Raw genomic sequence first — 22,519 nt, 5'->3', positions numbered from 1 at the left:
AAATTAATCTGAGCCATATCTATTACCTCCGGTTTTGTTTTTGTCGTTATTAACATTTTAACCGATTTGATAGATATGTGCTCTATTTTTTTATTTACACCATTATACAGACTCTATCGGTTGCGGACTGCCAAAGGCAATTCCATCTGCCAAACAGTCCGCAGCTGGGCACTTTAGAAAAAAAGTGCGGAACATTTATTGCGAAGCAAGTCGGTTGCGGACTGCCAAAGGCGATTTCAGCCGCCAAACAGTCCGCAGCTGGACACTCTGGAAAAAAAGTACGGAACATTTATTGCGAAGCAGGTCGGTTGCGGACTGCCAAAGGCGATTCCATCTGCCAAACAGTCCGCAGCTGGACACTTTAGAAAAAAAGTACGGAACATTTATCGCGAAGCAGGTCGGTTGCGGACTGCCAAAGGCGGTTTCAGTTGTCAAACAGTCCGCAGCTGGACACTCTGGAAAAAATGTACGAAACATTTATTGCGAAGCAGGTCGGTTGCAGACTGTCAAAGGCGGTTTCAGTTGTCAAACAGTCCGCAGCTGGACACTTTAGAAAAAAAGTATGGAACATTTATTGTGAAGCAAGTCGGTTGCGGACTGCAGACGGGGCTTTGTGGACTGGCGAAGCGAGAACCCACGCCCTTTGTCAAGTATACAAAGTAAATATAGTTTCTGCCCTTGTATCTTTGTGAACAGAGGAATATAATGCTAGAGGCAAATAAGGATTAGATTAAGAAATTGAATGAAATTTGAGAGGAATTTATGGAAGAAGAACGACAAAAGAAATCATTTGAGATTGACATGGTCAGAGGACCTGTGTTGAAGAAGATGCTGATATTTTCATTGCCTTTGATGTGTTCCAGCATTTTGCAGCTGCTGTTCAATGCGGCGGATATTATCGTAGTCGGGCGCTTTGCGGGAGATAACTCTCTGGCGGCAGTGGGGTCCAACACTTCTTTAATTACACTGATGACCAATCTGTTTATTGGACTGTCCATCGGCGCCAATGTCACCGTCGCTAAATACTACGGCGCACGGAGAGAAAGAGAACTGAAAGACACTGTGCATACCGCCATGATGCTCAGCGTAATAAGCGGGATTCTGCTTACCGTTTTGGGACTCATCGGAGCTAGGCAGGTCTTAGTTTGGATGAAGGCACCCGAAGAGGTCATGGGGCTGGCGGCAACTTATCTGAGGGTATATTTTCTGGGTATGACGGGCATGATGGTCTACAACTTCGGCAGCGCCATCCTGCGAGCTGTGGGAGATACGCGCAGACCGCTGTACTATCTGGCCTTTTCTGGTGTCATCAACGTGATCTTGAACCTGTTTTTTGTCATTGTACTGAAAATGGATGTAGCTGGCGTTGGTGCTGCTACGGCAATTTCCCAGTGGCTCTCGGCAATTCTGATCTTTCGCTGTTTGACAAAAGTGGACAGCGGGATTCGTGTGGTTCCGCGAGAGATGCGAATTCACAGAGATAAACTGGCTGCTATCTTCCAAATCGGACTGCCCGCAGGGGTGCAGGGCGTGATTTTTTCCCTGACCAACGTGTTGATACAGGCTTCTGTAAACTCTTTCGGCGCCATTATCGTAGCAGGAAATTCAGCAGCGGCAAATCTGGAAGGATTCATCTATTTTGCTATGAATGCCTTTTATCAGGCGACAATTTCTTTTACTAGTCAGAATGTGGGGGCTAGACGGATTAAGCGCATTGACAAGGTCATTACCAGGGGCGAACTCTGTGTCGTTGCAGTGGGGTTGGTACTGGGGATGCTCACAGTGACCTTTGGCAGAACCTTACTGGGGATCTACTCCCCTAGCGATGCGGTAATCGATGCCGGAATGGAGAGATTAAAAATCATCGCTATGACATATGCTCTGTGTGGCGCCATGGACGTCATGGTCGGCTCTCTGAGAGGGATGGGCTGTTCCGTCACACCGATGCTCGTGTCTCTGGTAGGTGTCTGCGGAATCAGAATCATATGGCTTGCTACGATTTTTCAAATACCAAAATATCACACGATGAATATGCTGTTTCTCACTTATCCGTTTACTTGGATTTTGACATTGACTGCACATATCATCACCTTCCTCATCGTAAGGAAAAAGCTGCGCGAACAGGCTGTGGCAAGGCTGCTTTAATGAAAGGATATACTGATGAGAGAAATCATGTCAGGCAAGAAATACAGGCATTTTAAGAACAAGAAGTATTTGGGGCTTTATGGTGAACAGGAATATACTAAAAGTCAAGACAGTTTAGAGCCCGTTGCCGATTACATTTATAAAATATGGTTTCCACAATCGACCTGTCGATTAAACGAATCTGTAAAATATGATTTTACAAAATATGGTGAGGAAGTGGATGAAGAAGGGAAAAGTCAAATTGAGTATTGGGTTCCGATTTTATAGGATAGAGAAACTGTCAGGTAAATATCGCGATGTGCTATACTGTCCACGGGTGTGATGATGGATGCAATCTGTATCAGCGCGGGTAGTTCATTGACCTTGAAGACAAGCGCCGGGTGTTTGTTATGCTTGCTTCACATCATACCATGATCAAATGCCTTTAGAATGCCGGTGAAATAATCGGCTGCAGAGTTTCCTTGACAATCTTCAAACTTGTAACTATAATAGTTACAAAAGAAGGAGGTGTATATGGCTGCTATTATTATGACATGCAGTTCTCTCAGGAGACATGTCGATGCTGCGCAGAAAAAGGAGAATACCTCATACCAAGTTTATGAACTAGACAGCAAGCTCCATGCAGAACCAAAAGAAATGCGGGCAGCTGTCTTTGAAGCCATGGACAAATTGCCTGGACAGGTGGACACGGTACTTCTGTCCATGGGACTTTGCGGAGGTTCCGTGTCTGAAAGACCGCTGCCAGTAAGAGTGGTCATGCCCAAGGTAGACGACTGCATTACGCTGTTGATGCACACCGATGACAAATGGTATCCCAATCTCAAGAGGGGTGGTCATATGTATCTGACTGATACCGTGGACAGTGATTTATCCATTGTCAATATAAGGCGGCAATTAGTGGAGCGATATGGTGAGGAAAAAGGCTTAATGGTATTTGACATATGGTTTGCGTCTTATAAGAGCGTGGATATCATCGACACGGGGGTGTATGATTGTTACAGCAGAGATTATGTAGACAGAGCAAAGGCCAATGCGGACTTGATTCAGTGCCCGATCTGTTATGTGGATGGCAGTAATCTTTTGCTGGAAAAACTGGTCTCCGGCAGATGGGACCACCAATTTCTGATCGGTGAAGCAGGCGATATATTTAGAGAGGAAGATTTTGTGCTATGAGAATCAATACTAAGTTTCCTATGGCGATTCATATTCTGGCGGTCGCTGCTCTCAATGAGGACGAAACGATGCCGTCTACCTCAGAACTCATCGCAAAGAGTGTAGGCACAAATCCAGTGGTTGTCAGAAGATTGTCTTCCCAGCTGAAAACGGCTGGACTTATCTGTGCGAGCCCCGGTGTTGCTGGCCTCAGCCTTTCAAAGGATGCTAAAGAGATTTCTCTGTTGGACATCTATAAAGCAGTGAGAGAGAAAGATGAGGTCATCTTTGACGTACACCAAAACCCTTCCGAGAAATGCTGGGTGGGACATAATATCCAAGACGCTTTAGAGACGCCCCTGACAGAAGCTCAAAAAGCGCTGGAGAACTCTCTGGACAGCTACAGCCTATATGATGTTGCTGCAGAAATACGGAGACGGGCTGGACGGGAATAATCAAAGGACACTTCACATTAGACGTTGGAAAACCAACGTCTAATGTCGTTTTTTGGGACAGTTGAATGTAATTTAACGAAAGAATGCTGAATAATGGGAAGATTCTAATTTTGATGTTGACAGGGCATAGGCAGAGCGGTTATACTCAAGCTGACAAATATTATATTTGTGATATTTTTTATTACCACTTTAATTTGAAATGGAGGTAAACATGGACTGTTTTAGACGAAAAAGAACGAGAAGTAAGATCCTGACAATGGTACTTACCATTACAATGGTGATGTCCTCTTTTGTTATGGCAGTTCCTGCTTTCGCCGCTGACCAGACCGCGCCGCAGGACGCGATAGTATTTGATAATACAGGGGCAGGCGAAGATGCAATTTCACTTTTGGACGCCAGATCTTTCACGGCAAAAGTAAAAGTGGATATGACTAAGGAAGAACTTGAAAAAGCAATTACAGATGGCGCCTTTCAGTGGACGCTGAGCAGGGATGCAGGGATGCAGGACGCATCGATGTTCCCCTATCAGTATCTAGGCGGCAAACTGGAAGACTGGAAGTGCGAAAAGACAGAAGCCCAGGAACGGGGGCCGCTTTTCCAAAACATCAAACAGACTGCAGTGACTGAAGGGGATGCCGTATATCTGCAGTTATCTTTTGACGCGAAGACCATGTTCGGCTATAACGGTGTTGACGGCAGAGGACGCAAAGTAGTCAGGAACAAAGTCTTAGACTACACGGGCGAATACACCCTTGCCTGCACCAACGGCGATGTGAAGCTGAGTGAAACTTCTGTATGGGTCAGACCATACGATTCTTTCTATACCCAGAGTCAGGTTGATAAGAAGATGGACGAGCTGGCAAGAAGGGCCAATGCGGCTGGCATTTATGCCAAAGTAGAACAGATTGGAACTTCATCAGCAGGCTATCCGATGAGAGCCATCTTTATCTCGGCTTCATCGAGCGACCTGTCCAACTCCCAGGCATTGGCAAAGAGAGCAGAGACGGAGCCTGCCAAGGTGCAGTCTGAAATCAAAAACGGAAGTCTCAAGTACAAAGTACCTGTCATGTACAGCAATGTTCATGCAGATGAAATCATCGGTCCGGATTCCTGTCTCGACTTTGTTGAAGCGCTGGTAGGGGCGGCAGAAGGCAACGGCAAAATCCCATATACAAAGATTACAGGATTGACAAGCACCGGAACTGCCGCCGTTAAATCAGAAATGGCAGAGAGGGGCAAAGTATGGTCCGAACTGATCAAAGATAAAGTAACAGGTGTCGGCTACATACGCGGCAATGGAAAAGTTGAGCCTACTTCATCTTCGTCGGGCGCATCGTCTTATTCGAGAACTAGTGATGCGACGGTAAACATGACCGATGAAGAAATGGCAAAATACTACAACATGAAGGATGTCAACCTGGATGTGAAAGACGTTCTCAATGACATTTTCTTTATCGTTGTACCGTCAGAGAATGTTGACGGAAGAACGAATTTTACGCGTACCAACTCAAACTATTTCGACCTGAACAGAGACAATACTTATCAAACCCAGGCTGAAACCCAGGCGATGACTGCATTGATAGCAAAATGGAATCCGGTTTCCTTCCACGAAATTCACGGATTTTATGAGCAGTTCCAGGTAGAACCTTGCTCCCCAACCCACGAGCCAAATGCAGAATACGACTTATTCATGGATACAGCCTTGACCCAGGGAGAGAACTTTGGTGCTACTGCAATCGCCAATAACGAGAAAATCAACAGTTTCCAGGTTCCTATGCGCGACTATCTGGAAGTAGATAAGAGCGGAAAGAAGAACTGGATTCCATTTGACGACATGTCTACCAGCTATACGCCGCAGTACGCATTCTTACATGGCGTCAACGCGTTTACAGTTGAAGTTCCCTATGGAAGCCAGGAAGCTGTAGACGCAATAAAATACGGCTTCATCGGCAATGCTGCTTTTGTAGCAGAGAACAAAGACAGAATGTTTACAAACCAGCTGGAATTCTACCGCAGAGGGATTGAAAACATCGACTCTGACGCAATTCGTCCTTGGTATGTAAGTCAAAGCGATGAAATCGGGGCAGAAGCTGACGTATTCCGCAAGAAGTATAAAGAAAACGATAACTTCTTCCCTGAATATTACGTTATTCCAATGACGTCATCCAAGCAGCAGGATATGCGTGCGGCAAAAGAAATGGTTGAATATCTGCTGAGAAATGACGTCAAGCTGAAGAAACTGACCGCAGATGTGAAAATCAACGGCGTTACCTATGTCAAAGGTTCCATCGTCGTAGACATGCATCAGGCCAAGAGAAACATGGCCAATGCAGCCCTCTATACCAATGTGGTGATTACGGATTGGAACGATCTCTATTCCGAACCGCTGACTGCATTCTCGCAGCTGAGAGGTTTTGACATGGCAGTCATCACCAAGGAAGGTGCGATTAAGGATTCTAAGATGCAGGCCGTCACTAAAGCACCTGCCATCAAATCTGCCAAATCCGGCAGCGGGAACTACACTATTTTGAGAAATAACAGCGTCGATGCCATTCAGGCGGTCAACGCTTTGCTCAAGAAAGGAAAGTCCGTCGGCATGGTTGTATCGGGTACTTACAAAGGAGAATTCCTGGTATCCACAGCTGATTTCAATTCGGTAAAGAATCAGTACATCTTGAAAGGATATTCGGTGAAAACTGCACCGAAGGCAAAAGTAATCAAGAAGTCTGTGAAGGTCTACATCCCGGGCAGAACAGCGTCACCATTTGAGTCCAACGAACAGGGAGCCTACGGCGTGAAAAACTATTCGGACAGATTGAACACCAACCTGGGCTGGGATCTCTTCGCTTATGGAAAGCAGATGGGATTCACCATCGTCAGTGATCCGGCAAAGGCAGACGTGATTGTAGGAAACCGCGCGCTGACAGATGCAGAAATCGCTCTGGTAAAGGAAGGAAAACCGTATGTCGGATATACGGCAAATGCCTTGAAGGCAGCGCAGTCCATGGGCATCGGCGTAGAATATGTTGATGGTAAAGGTTATGACGCATTGACCACAGTTACTTATGAAAGCGACAGCCTGATAACTGCAAAATATGCCAAGGAAAAAGACTTCATCATGTATGGGTACGGTGGCAGCTATATCACCAGTGTTCCGAAAGGTGCAAAGGTTTTGGTCAAGACGACGTCAGATTATCCAATTGAAGGTTTTATGTCCTCTGCACATATTGAAAAGTACAAGAATACAGTACAGGCCATTGACTATGCAAAGGACGGTATGAAAGTCACGTTGTTTGCTAACACTTTGACCAACAAGGCTCATCAGCAGGACGATTATCGCTTTGCAGCAAATGCCATCTACGAAAAGATGCTGGGTGAAGATTTTGCAAACGCAAAGACCATCAAAGGCGTACAGAATACCACTATTTCTGCAAAATCAGCTGCGGCAGAAAAGGGCATCAAGGTTTCTTGGAAGAAGAGCGGCAGCTATAAGGTGGATAAATATCAGGTCTACAGAAGCACAAAGAAAAGCAGCTACGGCAGCAAGGCACACTATGTGACGAAGAACGCCAAGACCGTATCTTTCACAGACAGTAAGAGCCTGAAGAAAGGAACCCGTTACTATTACAAGGTTCGAGGCGTGAGAAAGATCGGTGGAAAGACATACTACACTAAGTGGTCCAATCAGGCGAACAGAGTTTATAATTTAAAATAAAATATATAACAGTGGCAGTGAGCCGGCAGGAAAATCGCCGGCTCACTGCTATTTTGTTTTTTTGAAGACATTAAACAATAAAAAAACATTTTTGTTGTATGGGATTTAACGGTATGGTATAATTATCGGGTTGTTTTGACAGAATCGTTATAGAGGAACAAACAATATATTTAGGATGTATTTAGAATTGAATGAGGAGAGGACAAACATATGGAGAAATTTATGGATGCCTTTACGGCATGGTCGGGAGAGGTAGATGGCTGGATCTACAGTAACGTGCTATTTTGGCTGTTGATTGTAACTGGTATATTTTTCACAGTTCGCACAAAATTTGTTCAGCTGAGATTATTTCCAGAAGGAATCAGAGTTTTGACGGAGAAGAGCCACGATGGCGGAATTTCTTCTTTCAGAGCGCTGATGATTGCTACGGCATCCAGAGTAGGGACCGGCAACATTTCCGGCGTTGCAACAGCCATTGTGGCTGGCGGTCCGGGCGCAGTATTCTGGATGTGGATCATGGCCATTATCGGTTCAGCATCTGCCTTTATCGAATCGACTTTAGCGCAGATTTATAAACAGAGAGAAGGGGAAATCTATAAAGGCGGACCTGCTTACTACATTGATAGAGCGATGAACGCAAGATGGCTGGGCGTTGTTTTTGCCGTACTGTTGGTTGTGACTTTTGCCTTTGGATTCAACGGGCTGCAGTCGTATAATATCGCTTCGTCTTTGGAGCATTACGTAGGCGGCAATTACCAGACAGCAGCATTGATTGCAGGCGGCGTATTAGCGCTGATTTCAGCGTTATTGTTCTTTGGAGGGGCACAGAAAATCAGCATCGTGTCATCGGTTTTAGTTCCGATCATGGCATGCATTTACATCATCATCGGATTAATTATCACTTTTGCACATGTGGCAGATCTGCCTGCAATTTTTGGCGAGATTTTTAGGCAAGCATTTGATTTTCAATCTATTTTTGGCGGGTTTGCCGGCTCCTGCATGGTCTGGGGCGTAAAGCGAGGGCTGTTCAGCAACGAGGCCGGTATGGGTTCCGCGCCCAATGCTGCGGCTTCTGCTGATGTAAGCCATCCTGTCAAACAGGGATTGGTTCAGGTCATCTCTGTATTTATCGATACCCTTGTTATCTGCTCAACGACCGTGTTCATCGTACTCTGCACAGGACAGTATACAGTCGGCGGCGAGTTGAACGGAATTCCCCTCGTACAGCAGTCGGTGCAGTCCATGTTTGGAGAGGTGGGCGTAGGTATCATTACTGTCTCCGTAGCATTGTTTGCCTTTACATCTCTCATCGGGAATTACTTCTATGCGGAGTTCAACATTAAATTTATCAGTGAGAATAAGCTGTTCCTCACTGTGTTTAGAATTTTGGCCGTGGTGATGGTATTTGTCGGTGCAAATGCAAACCTGGAAATCGCTTGGAATATGGCCGATATTTTGATGGCCGGTATGGCCGTGGTGAACATCCTGGCCATGTTCTGTCTCGGCGGTATCGCCATCAAAGCGCTGGACGATTACGTGTCCCAGAAACGGGAAGGCAAGAACCCTGTATTCAAGGCTGCCAGTATCGGGCTCCATAATACTGACGTTTGGAAATAGAAGGACTATTATTGAAAGAGACGCTCCGAATTTCGGAAGCGTCTCTTTCATCTGCATTTATTCAATTTATTAGGATTTATCAATGTCACTTAAGTTGATTTCTTGTAATTAGTGCTGGGCAGACACTGACGTTTGGAAATAAAGATGATATAGCTAAAAAGAAATTGCCTGGAGAGCAGTTGTTCGTCTTTAGGCGATTTTTGATGGGGAAAGTCCCTCATCTTGACAGGACTGCCGTTGCACCGACGAAAACTGCTGCGGCAATCACATCGGCAGCAACCAAAGCGTAGAAAGCCGCGCCTGTCAGTTCAGCAAGGCAAATGGCAAAGGTAATAGCTATGACAAGAATAAAACTGATTGTAATCATTTTGATATAAGTATTGTTTTTCATGAGATGTTCCTCCAATTTTTGTTCTCGGTAATATTCTTTCTAATATCAGAATAACACTAAACAACACATTTGTATAATTGAATGATTTGATTTAATAGTTCAATTATTTTGACGTATTGCTTTGCCTGATAGTCTGCTGCCTAAATCATTTCTTCTTTCTAATTCGTGTTCGACTTGTAAGCTATCCCTTGTAATCATCGTCGGACAGATGGTGAACATGGCAGCAAAGACTCCATCTGCAATGAACAAGGTGCTGCGGACGGCAACGCTGAGCTGCACCAGACAAATGATAAAGGTGACAGCGATGACCAGGACAAGGCTGGCCAGCATGATCCAGCCGTATATGGAAACATTTTTTTTCATGTGTGGCTCCCTTCTAAAAAAATTTGTAATCAATGCATTGACTTCTTTGTGAATATAGAATAACATTAGGATGTTGATTTGTAAAATTAATGGTTTTTATGGAATAATTTAAAAAAAATAATGAGTGGGCGAAATGGAAATAAGAAATATCAGAACGTTTTTGCGAGTGGCTGAGCTGCAGAGCTTTACAAAGGCCGCAGATCAACTTGGCTATTCACAGGCAGCGGTTACGGTGCAGATCAAGCAGTTGGAGGAGGAGCTGGGAACGCAGCTCTTTGATCGAATCGGAAAACATATAAAACTAACAGAGCACGGTATTCGGTTTATGGATCACGCGATGAAGGTGTTGAAGGCGGCAGAGGATGCCAGTACCTTTGTCCATAAGGACGAGAATCCTTCCGGGAAACTGCGCATCGGTTCCATTGCCTCATTGTCGATGGGAGTGCTGCCTCCGGTTCTTTTAGAATTCAGAACCTTGTGCCCGCAGGTAGAGACCAGCATTGAAACCTCGAGATTTGTAACAGAATTATTAGATATGATGCGGCAAAATGACGTTGATCTTCTATATTTCCTGGATAGAAAGCTTTATTCTTCGGAGTGGATCAAAGTGTTTGAGCGTCCGGAAACCATCGTCTTTGTTACTTATCCTTCTCATCCGCTGGCGGGTAAAAAGAATGTCCCGATGGAACGGCTCCTTGAAGAACCGCTGATTCTTACAACGAGGGGCGTCAGCTATTGTGACGATCTGGAACAGTTGTTGGCCGCGAAGGGGCTGGAGTTACACCCCTTTTTAGAAATTGGAGATACCGATGTCATCATAAAGCTGCTGCAGCAGCAAGCCGGCATTTCTTTTTTGCCGCAGTATCTGGTGCAGGAGTACCTTGATACAGGAATTTTAACCGTGATAACCACCGATATCCCCATTATTCAGATGTGGAGTCAATTGATTTATCATAAGAATAAATGGATCACTCCACAGATGAGAATTTTCATTGACCTCGTTAAAAAGCATGCAGGTGTAGCATATTAATGATCTACTGTCAGAAAACGCGCGGATCTGTAGTGCGCCCCTATTGGCTCAAATGACGGATAGGACCTTGTCAAAGCAAAGTCCTGGCAGCAGATAAAGATTTTGAAATCGGATAGGCTGTGCTACAATGGAGAAAAGGAGAAGACATATGGAAATATTCAATAATCATACAGCACTCATCATCATCGACATGCAAAAGGCGTTTGTGGAGCCAGGTGCACCGCTCTGCGTCAAAGGGGCGAAAGCCACGGTGCCGGCCTGTGCGAAGGCGATTGAAGCGGCGCGTGAGGCAGGCAGCCCTGTCTTCTGGGTCAAGCGCCATTACAGGCCTGATGGCAGTGATGTGGAGTTTACCCGTTATCAGACTTGGGATGAAGGGGGCAGACCCCTTGCCCATGGCTCCAAAGGCATCGGAGGGGCTGAGGAGGCAGACGGCCTCCAACGCAAACCTGGCGATTACGTCATCATCAAGCCCCGGTGGAGTGGATTTTTTCAGACCGAGTTAGATCTGATTTTGCGCCGTCTGCACATTGATACTGTAGTTCTTATCGGTACCACCACGCCAAACTGTGTCCGCACCACTTGCTATGACGCCATCGCTTTGGACTACAAAACCATCGTCATTGAGAAGTGCTGTTCCTCTAACACAGAGGAAATTCAGAGAGTGAATATGGAGGACATGGAGAGAATCGGCGCAGTAATCCTTCGATAAAGGTTGCATTTTTTGAACATCGTTGTATAATAGAAACATATTCAAGGGGAGCCCACGCTGAAGCGGGCTGAGAGTAAGCTGTATGGCTTTTACCCATAACCTGATTTGGATAATGCCAACGTAGGGAAATATTACGTGACTTTTAAACTGCGTATTTGCCAGGGGTTTGGCGAATGCGCAGTTTTTGCTTTGCTTGTTAAATTCCCCTGTGGCGTTGTTAGCTGCGTGGTATTCGATCCTCACGTACAACAGGTACGCTCCGGGTCTCACCCACTGGCTTCCTAGCCACATGTGAATTTTTCTGTGCAAACACGGAGGTGCTTGTTAAATTCCCCTGTAGAGCCTTGAAGATTTGAAAAAAGGAGATGAAAATCATGTTAAAAGAAAGATTTGACCACTTGAGAGATTGCGGTGCACTGGTTCACAACATCACCAACTATGTGACTGTCAATGACGTGGCCAACGTGCTGCTGGCCTGTGGCGGCAGCCCCATTATGGCCGACGATATCGACGATGCATCGGAGATTACAGCTATCTGCGGCGGGCTGAATATCAATATCGGAACGCTGAATAAAAATACCATTCCCGCCATGTTTGCAGCTGGCAAAAAGGCCAACGAGCTGGGACACAAGGTTCTCCTTGATCCAGTAGGCGCAGGCGCCAGTACCATCAGAACGCAAACCGCATACAAGTTGATGGACGAGATTCGCTTTGATGCAATCCGCGGAAACATCTCGGAGATTAAGACCCTTGCTACTGGAGAGGGAACCACAAAAGGTGTGGATGCAGATGTAGCAGATGCAGTGACAGAAGAGACGTTAGACCAAACTGTCGAATTTGCCAAAGCCTTCGCAGCAAAGACAGGCAGCATCATCGCCATTACTGGAGCGATTGATTTGGTAGCAGATGAAAGCAAGTGCTATGTCATCAGAAATGGAAGACCGGAAATGGGGCTGATTACGGGAACGGGCTGCCAGCTGTCTGCTTTGACATGTGCCTTTCTCGTGGCAAACCCGGAGGAGCCATTAGAAGCAGCGGCTGCTGCAGTCTGCGCCATGGGTCTGGCAGGAGAAATCGCATACGGACGCATGGAAGAAGGCGACGGCAATGCAACATACCGTAACAGAATCATCGACGCCATTTACAATATGGATGGCGCACAGTTAGAAGAAGGGGCAAAATATGAGATTAGATAAGAAAGATCTGCTGCTTTATGCAGTGACAGACCGCCATTGGCTGACAGAGGACGAGACCCTCTATAGCGTGGTTGAAAAAGCCCTGAAAGGCGGAGCGACTTTTATGCAGCTGCGGGAGAAAAAGCTGGAAGAAGCCAAGTTTATGGAAGAAGCAAAAGAAATCAAAGCGCTATGCGCACAATACGATGTTCCTTTTGTCATCAATGATAACGTGGATCTTGCTGTATCTATGGATGCCGATGGCGTTCACGTGGGGCAAAGCGATATGGCAGCCGGCGATGTCAGAGCGAAGATCGGACCAGATAAGATTTTGGGCGTATCGGCACATACTGTAGAACAGGCGAAATTGGCGGAAGCCCAAGGGGCAGACTACTTAGGTGTAGGAGCTGTTTTTCCGACGGGGTCAAAAGATGATGCGGACGAAGTCAGGCATGAAACCCTCAAGGCGATCTGCCAGTCGGTGAATATTCCAGTCATCGCCATCGGCGGCATCACGGAAGAGAACACGCCAAGACTTTCTGGCAGCGGGATTTGCGGAATTGCAGTCATCAGTGCAATCTTTGGACAGCAGGATATTGAAGAAGCGACCAGGGTACTGAAGAAAGTGACAAAAGAAATGGTGGAGAAGAAATGATAAAAGGAGCAATTTTTGATGTAGATGGCACGTTACTGGACACCATGCCGATCTGGACCAATTCTGGGGCAAATTATCTGGCATCCCTTGGCATTGAGGCTGAACCGAGGTTGGGGGATAAACTCTTTGCCATGACGGTGGACATGGGAGCTGAATACTTGAAAGCGAATTACGGTTTGTCCCAATCCTGCCGGGAAATCGCTAAGGGCATCAATGGCATCGTGGAAGGACATTATTTTAACGACGCCGATTTTAAACCGGGTGCACGGGAACTTTTGGACCGCATGAAAAGTGCAAAAATTCCCCTGGCCATCGCTACGTCCACGGAAAAATACTGTATTGAAGCAGCTTTTGACCGGCTGGGATACAAGGATTATTTTGACGTAATCCTGACCTGCGGAGAAGTGGGAGCGAGCAAATCCAACCCGAAGATTTTCTTTGAAGCTGTAGCGGCACTGGGCACACCGATTGAAGATACCTGGCTCTTTGAAGACGGCCTTTACTCTATCAAAACGGCTAAGGCGGAGGGCTTTAAAATTGTCGGCGTTTACGACAAAGTCAGCGAGGCTGACCAAGAGGAAATCAAACAATACGCGGACATCTATGTAAAAGATTTGACAGAATTCACCCTGATATAAGACGTGGGTATTTCATAGCGGCAGATCGGGGGCACCACTTTCTGTCGCTCGTGCAGTCTGTTTCACCAATCGCACATCGGCAAGAACTCGTATTCTTGGGAAACAGCTGCATAAGGCCTTCCAGCAGTTTGTGTGGTTAGGTTCCACACGAACTGTGACAAGCGCCATTAATAAAATTAATGCTAATGGAGGAATTATGAAAAAGAAAACAGCATTAACAATCGCAGGCAGCGATTCCTGCGGAGGCGCCGGCATCCAAGCAGATATCAAGACGATGACTGTAAATGGCGTATATGCCATGAGTGCAATCACCGCGCTGACTGCTCAGAATACGACCGGCGTAAGCGATATATTGGAGGCGACTCCAGAATTTTTGGCGGCACAGCTGGATGCTGTGTTTACGGATATCTACCCGGATGCAATAAAAATCGGAATGGTATCTTCGAGGGATTTGATCAAGATCATAGCGGAAAAACTGCGGCAGTATGAAGCCAAGAACATTGTTCTCGATCCGGTCATGGTCGCTACCAGCGGATCAAAGCTTATTTCTGACGATGCGGTGGAGACGCTGTGTGACGATTTGATACCCCTGGCAGCAGTGATTACGCCGAACATACCAGAAGCAGAAGTGCTCTCGGGAATGACTATCGAAACCGATGGAGATATGGAGAAAGCAGCGGCGGTGATTTATGAAAAATATGGCTGCAGTGTGCTCTGCAAGGGCGGCCACCAGATCAGCGATGCTAACGATCTGCTCTTTGACGGTCAGAGCAGCAAATGGTTCTACGGCAAGAGAATCGATAATGCCAATACACATGGAACCGGCTGCACCCTTTCCAGTGCCATCGCTTCCGGCTTGGCAAAAGGTTTGCCATTGGAGGAAGCTGTAAAAGAGGCGAAGGTCTATATCTCTGGCGCTCTCTCCGCCATGTTGGACTTGGGGCAGGGCTGCGGGCCGATGGATCACGCTTACGTACTTAAAGGTGGTGATGACCATGAATGAGAAACGAACTTCAATCTTTGCTAATGGTCTCATCTGGTTTGGGGCAGGGGTTTCCATTGCTGAAATTCTCACTGGGACCTACTTTGCACCACTTGGATTCTCAAAAGGTCTGATGGCCATTGTCATCGGACATATCATCGGCTGTGTGATGCTGTTTTTGGCTGGCTACATCGGCGCGCAGACGAGAAAAAGCGCCATGGAAACCGCGAAAATGAGCTTTGGCAATAAAGGCGGGCTGCTCTTTTCTATCTTGAACGTTCTGCAGTTGATTGGGTGGACCGCCATCATGATTTACGACGGCGCCCTGGCGGCAAACGGCGTACTCCACACTGGAGCCTGGATCTGGTGTCTGGTCATCGGCGTGCTGATCATTCTCTGGATCATGATCGGCATTACCAACCTGGGCAAAATCAATACGGTGGCTATGGCTGCACTGTTTGTACTCACGCTGGTATTGTGCAAAGTGATCTTTTTTGATGCGGGCGGTGTTGCCATGGCACCTGATGACAGTTTGTCTTTTGGAGCGGCTGTGGAGCTGGCTGTTGCCATGCCCCTGTCCTGGCTGCCACTGATCAGCGACTACACCAGAGAGGCTGAGAAGCCTTTTGCCGCTACCATGACTAGCACTGTGGTCTATGGACTGGTCAGCACTTGGATGTATGTCATCGGCATGGGAGCGGCGATCTTTACGGGAGAATACGATATCGCACAAATCATGGTCAAAGCCGGTCTGGGGATTGCGGGACTTTTGATTATCGTATTTTCTACGGTGACCACTACCTTCTTGGATGCCTATTCTGCTGGCATTTCTGCAGAATCCATCTTTGCCAGGTGGAATGGGAAGTGGATTGCTGTAGCAGTGACCGTTGTGGGAACCATCTGTGCAATCTTGTTCCCGATGGACGATATCACGAACTTCCTTTACTTGATCGGCTCTGTCTTTGCACCGATGATTGCGATTCTCATTGCAGATTTCTTTGTTCTGCACCGCAATCATATCAAAGAGAGTTTTAACTGGGCCAACTTGATCGTGTGGGCGATCGGTTTTGTCCTCTATCGTTACCTGATGACGGTGGATATTCCTTGCGGGAACACTTTGCCGGATATGGTCATCACCTTGGTCATTGCTAGTGTCGTCGGGAAACTGCTGTCAGATGGGTCAAAGGCCAGCGGAAAAAAAGCGGCTTAGGGGCAACAAAAAAACTGCGCAGCGCGTCTCAAAGGTGTATAATAGAAAATATCAGACTATGACTACATGACAAAAGATTGGAGATGATTTTTTGAAAACGAAAGAAGCTGTTGCAAGAAGGTGCTCCTGTAGAGCATACAAGCCATATCAGATTTCGGAAAAGGAACTGACCATCGTGCTGCAGGGCGGAAACGCAGCACCAGTGGGAATGGGGAAAAATGAGACGTTGAAGTTCACGGTCATTCAGAATAGAGAGCTGCTGGACAAAATCGACGCGGAGGGGAGCAAGTTCTTTGGTGATCCCAACGTGCATCCATTATACGGCGCACCGACGTTGATCTTGGTTTCCGGTAAAGCCGATGATGTGGAGCTTTCCATGTGCAACGCATCCTGTGTGGTAGAGAACATGGCAATCACTGCAACTGACATTGGACTAGGTTCCTGCTATATCAGAGGAAATATCAAAGCGATTACATACAACAGAGAACTCTGTGAAGCCATGAAGGTTCCAGAGGGTTTCGTGCCTTGTGCCGGCATCATTCTCGGCTATCCGACCAAGGAACCGGAAGAACGGGAAATGACGACAGAGAAGATTCAAGTAGAATATGTGAGATAGATGTGATGAGAGCGCCGCGGAGATTTGAAATCCGCGGTGCTTTTTAGATACACTTATTGCAAAAAATCGACAGTTATAGAAACAGGCTTGCATTTTGACAGCAGGTCGAGATAGAATGAAAGCACAAAAGGGAAACTATCTTTCGCGGTACAATTATGGTAGAATATTGGTAAGAAGACAATATTGTATCAGCGGAGGATTGAGATGAAGATACTCGTATGTGATGACCAGGAGAGAGAAGTAGAGGACATCATGGGGAAATGCCAGACTTATCTGGAGTCTCAAAATATGGAAGGAACTGTTGAGGGAACGACAGATCCGAACAAGGCTAGGGAAACGGACGCCGATGTTTTGGTGCTGGATATCGAGATGCCGACGGCCAACGGCATCGAACTCAAAGATCAGCTTGCAAGGGAAAGCAGGGGGCCTTTGATTATCTTTGCAACCAATTATGCGGATGCCATATCGAGGGCATTTAATACTAACGTCATCGGCTTTCTTGTCAAACCGGTGCGGCTGGAGGAATTGACAATTTTCCTGGATACGGCAATGGAGCACCTTGCCCTGAATAAGCGGATTTATTTTGACGATGGCACGTCTGCCAGCACCAAAGATATCGTGTGGCTTACAGCGAACAAAGGCTACTCCGATTTCCTGCTGAAGGATGGCACGATAAAGGACGGCGGAAAGAGGAGCATCAAAGCCTGGGAAGAAGAACTTTCGGCCTATGGATTTATCCGCATAGGCAGCGGCAGACTGGTCAACTGCGCCCATATCAAAGAATTTTGGGACGAAGAAGTTGTCATGGGCGATGTGAAAATTTCCGAAAAAGCGGAGGCGTCTGATATTACGACCGAAATCAGCGTGCGCAGGCAGAAGGAATGCAAGGCGAAATATCTCGCCTATTGCGAAAAAATGGGAAAATACACCTAGGAGAGGGCTATGATCAGCTTTACACTTGAAATCTTAAATGTCTTTTTGCTCTTCAGATATGTTTTGGGCTACGAGTTTCGAAAAAAGCGCAGCCCTATTGTGATTGGAATCATCGTGATCGCATTGGACTACGTGCTCAGAGTGATTTACTATGATTATATGCCGTTGGAGCTAGAATATCTTCTTCCAATGGTCTTAGCTGTGTTGCCGATTTTATTTTTCTATGGTAGAAAAACAGTCCTATTGCTCATGGGTGTTTTTATTGTGACATCTATTTCTCTGATTGACACCTTATCTTGGGGAATTGCAACATTAGCAATGAGGGGCGATATTATTCATATCAATTTCCAATTAGCGGACTTAATGGCACGATTGGTTTGCACGGGAGGAATTCTACTAATTTCAGTGCTTCTAAAGAGGCAGAGGAAAAAAATCCATTTCTATAACGAAAAGATGAGTATTATAATTTTTCTGCCTTTTATCATAAGTATTTTTTTGATTCAATTTCAAGCAGCATATTCTGGTGCAGAGGATCCAAACTGGGCGCATATGATTCAGGGAATGAATATGACAAAGAGTGGATTACTTGGAATATTTATTATTTTAACCTTTGTACTGGTGCAAGGGTTGATTAGTCAGAAAAAGGAATTGGGACGAATGTTGCTCTTAAATCAAAAATGCATCAAGGAACAGACGGCGCAATATCAGATGATTGGAAGTAGGGATAAAGAACTGCGAAAGTTCCGTCATGATTACAACCAGCACTTGTTGGTGATGCAGGATATGGCAGGCAGCGAAAAATATGAGGAATTGGCAAAGTATGTCGGCCAGTTGGGGGAAATACAATCAAAGGCCAACTTCATCAGCACTGATAACATCATCTGTGATGCTATCGTTAACCAATATTATAGCAAATGCAGAGAATGCGGTATCAAGTTTTCTATAATAGGAAAAATGCCACCTGGTGTCGATATCCTAGAAACAGATCTTTGCATCATGCTTTCTAATGGTATAGAAAATGCTTATGAGGCAGCGCTGCAATGTGAGGGTGAGAAGTCCATAGAGATTAAGATCAGATCTCTTGGAAACTTTACCTTTATTGAAATCATAAATTCAGTAGATGGGAAAGTTTCCATCGAAGACGGATTTATCAAGACAACCAAAGAGGATAAAGAAAACCATGGGTTCGGTACCAAGAACATGCGTGAGGCGGCTCTGCGCAGCGGAGGCAGTGTAGCATGGGAATTTGATCCGAGAGGCTTTGTGATAACGAAGATATATCTGCGGGGCTGCAAAAACGAATAAAAAATGGCGAGACTGTTTGATTTAAACGGTTTCGTTATTTTTTTACCTATGATCAAAAATACACTTATTGCAAATTTTCGACACTTATTGAACAGTGCTTGAAAACCTTGTCAGAAATATTGTAATATTTAGATATAAAGAAAATAGTATTTTGGAGGAACAAATGAAAAGAAAATTATTAACTATGATTATAAGTATAGCGATGGTGATGAGTTTCACGTCAGCGTTTACATTTGCAGAAAGTGAAACGATGCATATTGAGACTGTTGCCCAGCTAAAGAAAGCCCTAGGGGATAACTTATCGATGTCGGAAAAAGCGGCACTAGTCGAGAATGCCAAGGATGAGGTCGTTGCAGAGTTTATGGAAGAGAAGATGGATAAGGCAGCAAAGCTCATCAACGGTCAGAACTTTAGTGCGAATATGCAGACGATGCCAGACGGATCAGCCTATGGAACACAGACGTTCGATCTGGGCGACGGATGCGTCATGACAGTAGAATTGAGTGATTGTGAACAAGATCAGACGAATGGAATGACACAGGTAATGACAAGAGCAACAGCAGCCAGCAATGAGCAGTGGAAGGCATATGGAAGCAGATCTTTTACAGCCAAGGCATCGGTAGCGTGTATCGTAGGGACGGCATATATGACATTAGTAAATAATTATACACTTTCATCAAATGGCATTGATGAGAGACCGGGGTCGGCTTCTTGTTCTGTAACGTCAATTAAAACATTGATAGATGCAGGAACTCCTAAGATTACGGATAGTGTTGCTAGAACGCCTGGTGCGTCGGATGTCAACATGCATTGTGATTACATAATCAGAGAAAAAAGTGCAGGATCAGACACACATAAATATAGATTGAGCACAACTATCGGTTATGTAGCAATCAACAAGACCGATAAAAAGATAAAAGTCAGAGAATCTTGGAGTTTATCCAAGGTGTCATAATAAACGGCAGATAGCTGCCATTGAAGAGATTTTAAGCGGTTAAAATATATACGGTAAAGCAAAAAGTTCTAAAAGTGGATAGTATTAAATGGAGCAGAAGCTATTTGATGCTACCGGAGAAAAGAAGGGAGAAAAGATGAGAAAGAGAGTATTAGCAGTGATAACTGCTGTAGCAATGCTGCTATTTACGCAAGTAGGCTTCGCATTTGCAGGGGAAACATCTGAGACATCAATCAATACATTGGAGGCATTTAAAGCTGAATTAGCTGAACTGCAAAAGGAAAATCCAAATATTGATTGCGACTCCATGGAGATGAAAGAATTGATGCAAAAGACGGATGTGGATGTTATTGACGCCTTCGTGGAAGAAAAAATGGAGATGATTGGAGAAGAATTTTCCAGTGAATTTACAGGAGGACAGGAGCGAATTGATTTAGGAGATGGTTGTTATGTAGAGGTGAATCCTAAGGAACAAAACACCCCATCTCTATATGCTTCTACGCCAGGGGCAACAACTTTGTGGAAAGATTATGGTGCCAGAAAGTTCACCTCAACATTTGAAGGCAACTTATTGGTAGCGGCATTTAATTTGAATATGTGCAATCACTATACGCTTGGTTCTACCGGAATAACGCCACGTTACGTAGAAGCCTGGGGAAATGGTGGTGGTTTGGCTACTGTGGCAAAAGGAAGCGTTTATGAGCCAAAACGAAGTGCTAAAGTTGGAGAAACAGCATCTTCAAATTGCATCTTTACAGTGACCGTTTCCACCGGTGGGAAAAACCTGCAAAAGTCTTTTAAAATGTATAATTATGTAAAGTGTTCAGAGATTGATAAGACTGGAAAGCAGGTAAAGGTCGTTCAATCTTGGAAAGGAGATTATTTATAAAACTATGGGTGTAGGAAGTGCGTTTATATTCAGTCTTATTGTAGATGTGCTGATTGGGGGCGGTATACTTTTTGCCATTGTCTACTTTGCGGTAAAATTTGCTCTTAGAAAAAACAAACAAAAGAACCACACCGAAGATGATACTGATGAGGATAAGTGAAAGTAAGCCTGTTAAAAGAGGCTGTGGAAACTCTTTTGACGTATTTGGTTTGAGTGAGATAGATTACCAAATATAAGCACAGCCTCTAAATATAACAGGCAGAGAATAGGAGGAGAAAATGGTTAGAGAAAACATTAGAAAAGGCGGTGCAATGTTGCTAAGCATAGCACTGGTGACGGGGGTTATTCACTGTAACCGGATTTGCTTCCACTGAGGGGAAAGCATATGAGATTAACTCGGTAAAAGAATTGAAAGCACAGTTAAGCGAGTGTGAAGCACAGGGCAAGCTAACAGAAACTGCAAAAAAAGAGATAATTTCTGAGACTCCAGTCGAAGTATTGGAGCAGTTTATGGATGAAAAGGAAAAGCAAGCTGTCACTGCGTTAAATGCAGTCGATTTGGATGAACTGCTAGAAGATCAAGGAGATGGTACTCTTTATGGCAAGCAAGTAATTGATTTAGGTGATGGTTGCGAGGCTGTAGTTGAAGTAAAAGATGCAGAGGACAAAAACATTTGGAGAAATCTTATGGACCTAATTGTTGAACCATCGTATGCAGCTACAAATGGCGAAGTTCTGTGGAAAAACTATGGAGACAGATATTTTACGGCAAAATCTACAGTAATGTTTGGCATTAAAACTTGCACTATGACTTTGGAAAATCATTACAATCTTTCTGTAAGTGGTATTACTGAGAGATATGGCAGCGCAAGTGGTGTCAATTGTACTCCAGGCACTGTATCAATCACAGATCGAACCGCGACAACGCCAGGGTCATCTGATGTTAATATGAAGTGCAGTTATTCTGCATCTTCTGCAGGAATATCAAAACAATATATCCTAAAAACAACGGTTGGATATATGGCAAAAGATGCTACAAACAAACAAATCAAAGTAAAGCATTCATGGTCAATTAGTTAAATATATATATATCCTATGAGCTAATTGTACTTTTGTAGCAACACATATGAACAGGCAACTTTTTCTTTATGTCTTTAAGTTTGAGACTGTTTTTGAAAGGTTGCCTGTATGCGTTAATCCGGCATTAAAAAGCAAGTTTAGTTTTGATTATATATGGAGGATGAGGTGACAATAAAAACTATTCCTTCCTGGATGGAAGAACTCGAGGTTAGTGAAGTTAATTTTATAAAGAATTTTATCTTAGCTGGTGGTTCATTAAAGAAAGTTGCAATAAAATATGGAGTGACTTATCCAACTGTTCGTTTGCGGTTAGACAAACTAATAAATAAAATAGAGACTCAAGAAGGCGGACAGCCGACACAATTCATGAAGCTTATTGTAGAATTATCCCTGGACGATAGAATAGATGCAGGCACTGCAGAGGTTTTAGTAAATGCATATAAGAAAGAAAAGGGATTGGACATATAGTTAATTGTCATTTGTTTTCATGGCGTGCTATAC

23 protein-coding genes and 1 riboswitch are annotated in these 22,519 nt (G+C 44.9%); of the genes, 21 read left to right on the top strand and 2 right to left on the bottom strand.

Features of this window, described 5'->3' with window-relative positions; all coding sequences use genetic code 11:
- Positions 1-762: 762 nt before the first annotated feature.
- From ACMQ5W_RS12050 to ACMQ5W_RS12025, 6 genes are all read left to right on the top strand, one after another.
- On the top strand, positions 763-2,145 hold the full coding sequence (locus tag ACMQ5W_RS12050) for an MATE family efflux transporter (protein WP_419025375.1): 1,383 nt from the start codon (positions 763-765) through the stop codon (positions 2,143-2,145).
- A gap of 15 nt (positions 2,146-2,160) precedes the next feature.
- Complete coding sequence (locus ACMQ5W_RS12045) at positions 2,161-2,412, top strand: hypothetical protein (RefSeq protein ID WP_419025374.1); 252 nt, start codon at positions 2,161-2,163, stop codon at positions 2,410-2,412.
- A gap of 246 nt (positions 2,413-2,658) precedes the next feature.
- The gene (locus ACMQ5W_RS12040) at positions 2,659-3,318 is read left to right on the top strand and encodes a DUF1638 domain-containing protein (protein WP_419025373.1); all 660 of its coding nucleotides are present in this window, start codon (positions 2,659-2,661) and stop codon (positions 3,316-3,318) included.
- A complete protein-coding gene (locus tag ACMQ5W_RS12035) occupies positions 3,315-3,752 on the top strand; it encodes an Rrf2 family transcriptional regulator (protein WP_419025372.1) in 438 nt (145 codons plus the stop codon). Before ACMQ5W_RS12040 ends, ACMQ5W_RS12035 begins: the two co-directional genes overlap by 4 nt.
- Before the next feature lie 211 nt (positions 3,753-3,963).
- A complete protein-coding gene (locus ACMQ5W_RS12030) occupies positions 3,964-7,467 on the top strand; it encodes a M14 family zinc carboxypeptidase (RefSeq protein ID WP_419025371.1) in 3,504 nt (1,167 codons plus the stop codon).
- 210 nt (positions 7,468-7,677) lie between these two features.
- Positions 7,678-9,084, top strand: coding sequence for an alanine/glycine:cation symporter family protein (locus ACMQ5W_RS12025; RefSeq protein ID WP_419025370.1), 1,407 nt, complete (start codon positions 7,678-7,680; stop codon positions 9,082-9,084).
- Positions 9,085-9,301: 217 nt separating this feature from the next.
- Here the strand turns inward: ACMQ5W_RS12025 and ACMQ5W_RS12020 are convergent, their stop codons facing one another.
- On the bottom strand, positions 9,302-9,475 hold the full coding sequence (locus ACMQ5W_RS12020) for a hypothetical protein (protein WP_419025369.1): 174 nt from the start codon (positions 9,473-9,475) through the stop codon (positions 9,302-9,304).
- A gap of 99 nt (positions 9,476-9,574) precedes the next feature.
- Complete coding sequence (locus tag ACMQ5W_RS12015) at positions 9,575-9,838, bottom strand: hypothetical protein (RefSeq protein ID WP_419025368.1); 264 nt, start codon at positions 9,836-9,838, stop codon at positions 9,575-9,577.
- A gap of 133 nt (positions 9,839-9,971) precedes the next feature.
- Here ACMQ5W_RS12015 and ACMQ5W_RS12010 point away from each other — a divergent pair, with 133 nt between their 5' ends.
- The 15 genes from ACMQ5W_RS12010 to ACMQ5W_RS11940 all read left to right on the top strand — a co-directional run bounded on the left by ACMQ5W_RS12010 (position 9,972) and on the right by ACMQ5W_RS11940 (position 22,486).
- A complete protein-coding gene (locus tag ACMQ5W_RS12010) occupies positions 9,972-10,868 on the top strand; it encodes a LysR family transcriptional regulator (protein ID WP_419025367.1) in 897 nt (298 codons plus the stop codon).
- Positions 10,869-11,016: 148 nt separating this feature from the next.
- Entirely contained in the window at positions 11,017-11,580 is a 564-nt protein-coding gene (locus ACMQ5W_RS12005) for a cysteine hydrolase family protein (RefSeq protein ID WP_419025366.1), read from the top strand.
- A gap of 34 nt (positions 11,581-11,614) precedes the next feature.
- A riboswitch (TPP riboswitch) is annotated at positions 11,615-11,724 on the top strand.
- Between the two features lie 230 nt (positions 11,725-11,954).
- Positions 11,955-12,776 (top strand): hydroxyethylthiazole kinase, encoded by an 822-nt coding sequence (thiM, locus tag ACMQ5W_RS12000; protein WP_419025365.1) that lies wholly within the window; start codon positions 11,955-11,957, stop codon positions 12,774-12,776.
- Entirely contained in the window at positions 12,763-13,410 is a 648-nt protein-coding gene (thiE, locus tag ACMQ5W_RS11995; protein WP_419025364.1) for a thiamine phosphate synthase, read from the top strand. Before thiM ends, thiE begins: the two co-directional genes overlap by 14 nt.
- Positions 13,407-14,048: an HAD family hydrolase gene (locus tag ACMQ5W_RS11990; protein ID WP_419025363.1), complete on the top strand. Its 642-nt coding sequence runs from the start codon at positions 13,407-13,409 to the stop codon at positions 14,046-14,048. Before thiE ends, ACMQ5W_RS11990 begins: the two co-directional genes overlap by 4 nt.
- Positions 14,049-14,244: 196 nt before the next feature.
- Positions 14,245-15,051: a bifunctional hydroxymethylpyrimidine kinase/phosphomethylpyrimidine kinase gene (thiD, locus tag ACMQ5W_RS11985; protein ID WP_419025362.1), complete on the top strand. Its 807-nt coding sequence runs from the start codon at positions 14,245-14,247 to the stop codon at positions 15,049-15,051.
- The gene (cytX, locus tag ACMQ5W_RS11980; RefSeq protein ID WP_419025361.1) at positions 15,044-16,240 is read left to right on the top strand and encodes a putative hydroxymethylpyrimidine transporter CytX; all 1,197 of its coding nucleotides are present in this window, start codon (positions 15,044-15,046) and stop codon (positions 16,238-16,240) included. Before thiD ends, cytX begins: the two co-directional genes overlap by 8 nt.
- A gap of 91 nt (positions 16,241-16,331) precedes the next feature.
- Positions 16,332-16,856, top strand: a complete 525-nt coding sequence (locus ACMQ5W_RS11975; protein ID WP_148490982.1) for a nitroreductase family protein — start codon at positions 16,332-16,334, stop codon at positions 16,854-16,856.
- A gap of 204 nt (positions 16,857-17,060) precedes the next feature.
- On the top strand, positions 17,061-17,789 hold the full coding sequence (locus ACMQ5W_RS11970; protein ID WP_419025360.1) for a LytR/AlgR family response regulator transcription factor: 729 nt from the start codon (positions 17,061-17,063) through the stop codon (positions 17,787-17,789).
- A 9-nt stretch (positions 17,790-17,798) separates the two neighbouring features.
- The gene (locus ACMQ5W_RS11965; protein WP_419025359.1) at positions 17,799-19,094 is read left to right on the top strand and encodes a sensor histidine kinase; all 1,296 of its coding nucleotides are present in this window, start codon (positions 17,799-17,801) and stop codon (positions 19,092-19,094) included.
- Positions 19,095-19,257: 163 nt separating this feature from the next.
- Positions 19,258-20,049, top strand: a complete 792-nt coding sequence (locus tag ACMQ5W_RS11960) for a hypothetical protein (RefSeq protein WP_419025358.1) — start codon at positions 19,258-19,260, stop codon at positions 20,047-20,049.
- 88 nt (positions 20,050-20,137) lie between these two features.
- Positions 20,138-20,938, top strand: a complete 801-nt coding sequence (locus ACMQ5W_RS11955) for a hypothetical protein (RefSeq protein WP_419025357.1) — start codon at positions 20,138-20,140, stop codon at positions 20,936-20,938.
- Between the two features lie 4 nt (positions 20,939-20,942).
- Positions 20,943-21,098 carry a hypothetical protein gene (locus tag ACMQ5W_RS11950; RefSeq protein ID WP_419025356.1) on the top strand — a complete coding sequence of 52 codons (156 nt, stop codon included), beginning with the start codon at positions 20,943-20,945 and terminating at the stop codon, positions 21,096-21,098.
- 248 nt (positions 21,099-21,346) lie between these two features.
- Entirely contained in the window at positions 21,347-22,018 is a 672-nt protein-coding gene (locus tag ACMQ5W_RS11945; protein WP_419025355.1) for a hypothetical protein, read from the top strand.
- 165 nt (positions 22,019-22,183) lie between these two features.
- A complete protein-coding gene (locus ACMQ5W_RS11940; RefSeq protein WP_419025354.1) occupies positions 22,184-22,486 on the top strand; it encodes a DUF2089 family protein in 303 nt (100 codons plus the stop codon).
- The last annotated feature ends 33 nt before the right edge of the window (positions 22,487-22,519 follow it).

It is taken from the genome of Emergencia sp. (assembly GCF_048465375.1).
Classification (GTDB): Bacteria; Bacillota; Clostridia; order Peptostreptococcales; family Anaerovoracaceae; genus Senimuribacter.
The sequence above is the reverse complement of the archived record's forward strand: the minus strand, read 5'-3'. Positions and strand labels throughout refer to the sequence as shown.

Bases quoted from the DNA above. Each gene is read 5' to 3' on its own strand.
- ACMQ5W_RS11990 (WP_419025363.1), top strand. From the start codon at position 13,407: ATGATAAAAGGAGCAATTTTTGATGTAGATGGCACGTTACTGGACACC.
- ACMQ5W_RS12040 (WP_419025373.1), top strand. From the start codon at position 2,659: ATGGCTGCTATTATTATGACATGCAGTTCTCTCAGGAGACATGTCGAT.
- ACMQ5W_RS11950 (WP_419025356.1), top strand. From the start codon at position 20,943: ATGGGTGTAGGAAGTGCGTTTATATTCAGTCTTATTGTAGATGTGCTG.
- cytX (WP_419025361.1), top strand. From the start codon at position 15,044: ATGAATGAGAAACGAACTTCAATCTTTGCTAATGGTCTCATCTGGTTT.
- ACMQ5W_RS11960 (WP_419025358.1), top strand. From the start codon at position 19,258: ATGAAAAGAAAATTATTAACTATGATTATAAGTATAGCGATGGTGATG.
- ACMQ5W_RS12005 (WP_419025366.1), top strand. From the start codon at position 11,017: ATGGAAATATTCAATAATCATACAGCACTCATCATCATCGACATGCAA.
- ACMQ5W_RS12010 (WP_419025367.1), top strand. From the start codon at position 9,972: ATGGAAATAAGAAATATCAGAACGTTTTTGCGAGTGGCTGAGCTGCAG.
- ACMQ5W_RS12030 (WP_419025371.1), top strand. From the start codon at position 3,964: ATGGACTGTTTTAGACGAAAAAGAACGAGAAGTAAGATCCTGACAATG.
- ACMQ5W_RS12045 (WP_419025374.1), top strand. From the start codon at position 2,161: ATGAGAGAAATCATGTCAGGCAAGAAATACAGGCATTTTAAGAACAAG.
- thiD (WP_419025362.1), top strand. From the start codon at position 14,245: ATGAAAAAGAAAACAGCATTAACAATCGCAGGCAGCGATTCCTGCGGA.
- thiE (WP_419025364.1), top strand. From the start codon at position 12,763: ATGAGATTAGATAAGAAAGATCTGCTGCTTTATGCAGTGACAGACCGC.
- ACMQ5W_RS12035 (WP_419025372.1), top strand. From the start codon at position 3,315: ATGAGAATCAATACTAAGTTTCCTATGGCGATTCATATTCTGGCGGTC.
- ACMQ5W_RS12050 (WP_419025375.1), top strand. From the start codon at position 763: ATGGAAGAAGAACGACAAAAGAAATCATTTGAGATTGACATGGTCAGA.
- ACMQ5W_RS11965 (WP_419025359.1), top strand. From the start codon at position 17,799: ATGATCAGCTTTACACTTGAAATCTTAAATGTCTTTTTGCTCTTCAGA.
- ACMQ5W_RS11955 (WP_419025357.1), top strand. From the start codon at position 20,138: ATGGAGCAGAAGCTATTTGATGCTACCGGAGAAAAGAAGGGAGAAAAG.
- ACMQ5W_RS11970 (WP_419025360.1), top strand. From the start codon at position 17,061: ATGAAGATACTCGTATGTGATGACCAGGAGAGAGAAGTAGAGGACATC.
- thiM (WP_419025365.1), top strand. From the start codon at position 11,955: ATGTTAAAAGAAAGATTTGACCACTTGAGAGATTGCGGTGCACTGGTT.
- ACMQ5W_RS12015 (WP_419025368.1), bottom strand. From the start codon at position 9,838: ATGAAAAAAAATGTTTCCATATACGGCTGGATCATGCTGGCCAGCCTT.
- ACMQ5W_RS12020 (WP_419025369.1), bottom strand. From the start codon at position 9,475: ATGAAAAACAATACTTATATCAAAATGATTACAATCAGTTTTATTCTT.
- ACMQ5W_RS12025 (WP_419025370.1), top strand. From the start codon at position 7,678: ATGGAGAAATTTATGGATGCCTTTACGGCATGGTCGGGAGAGGTAGAT.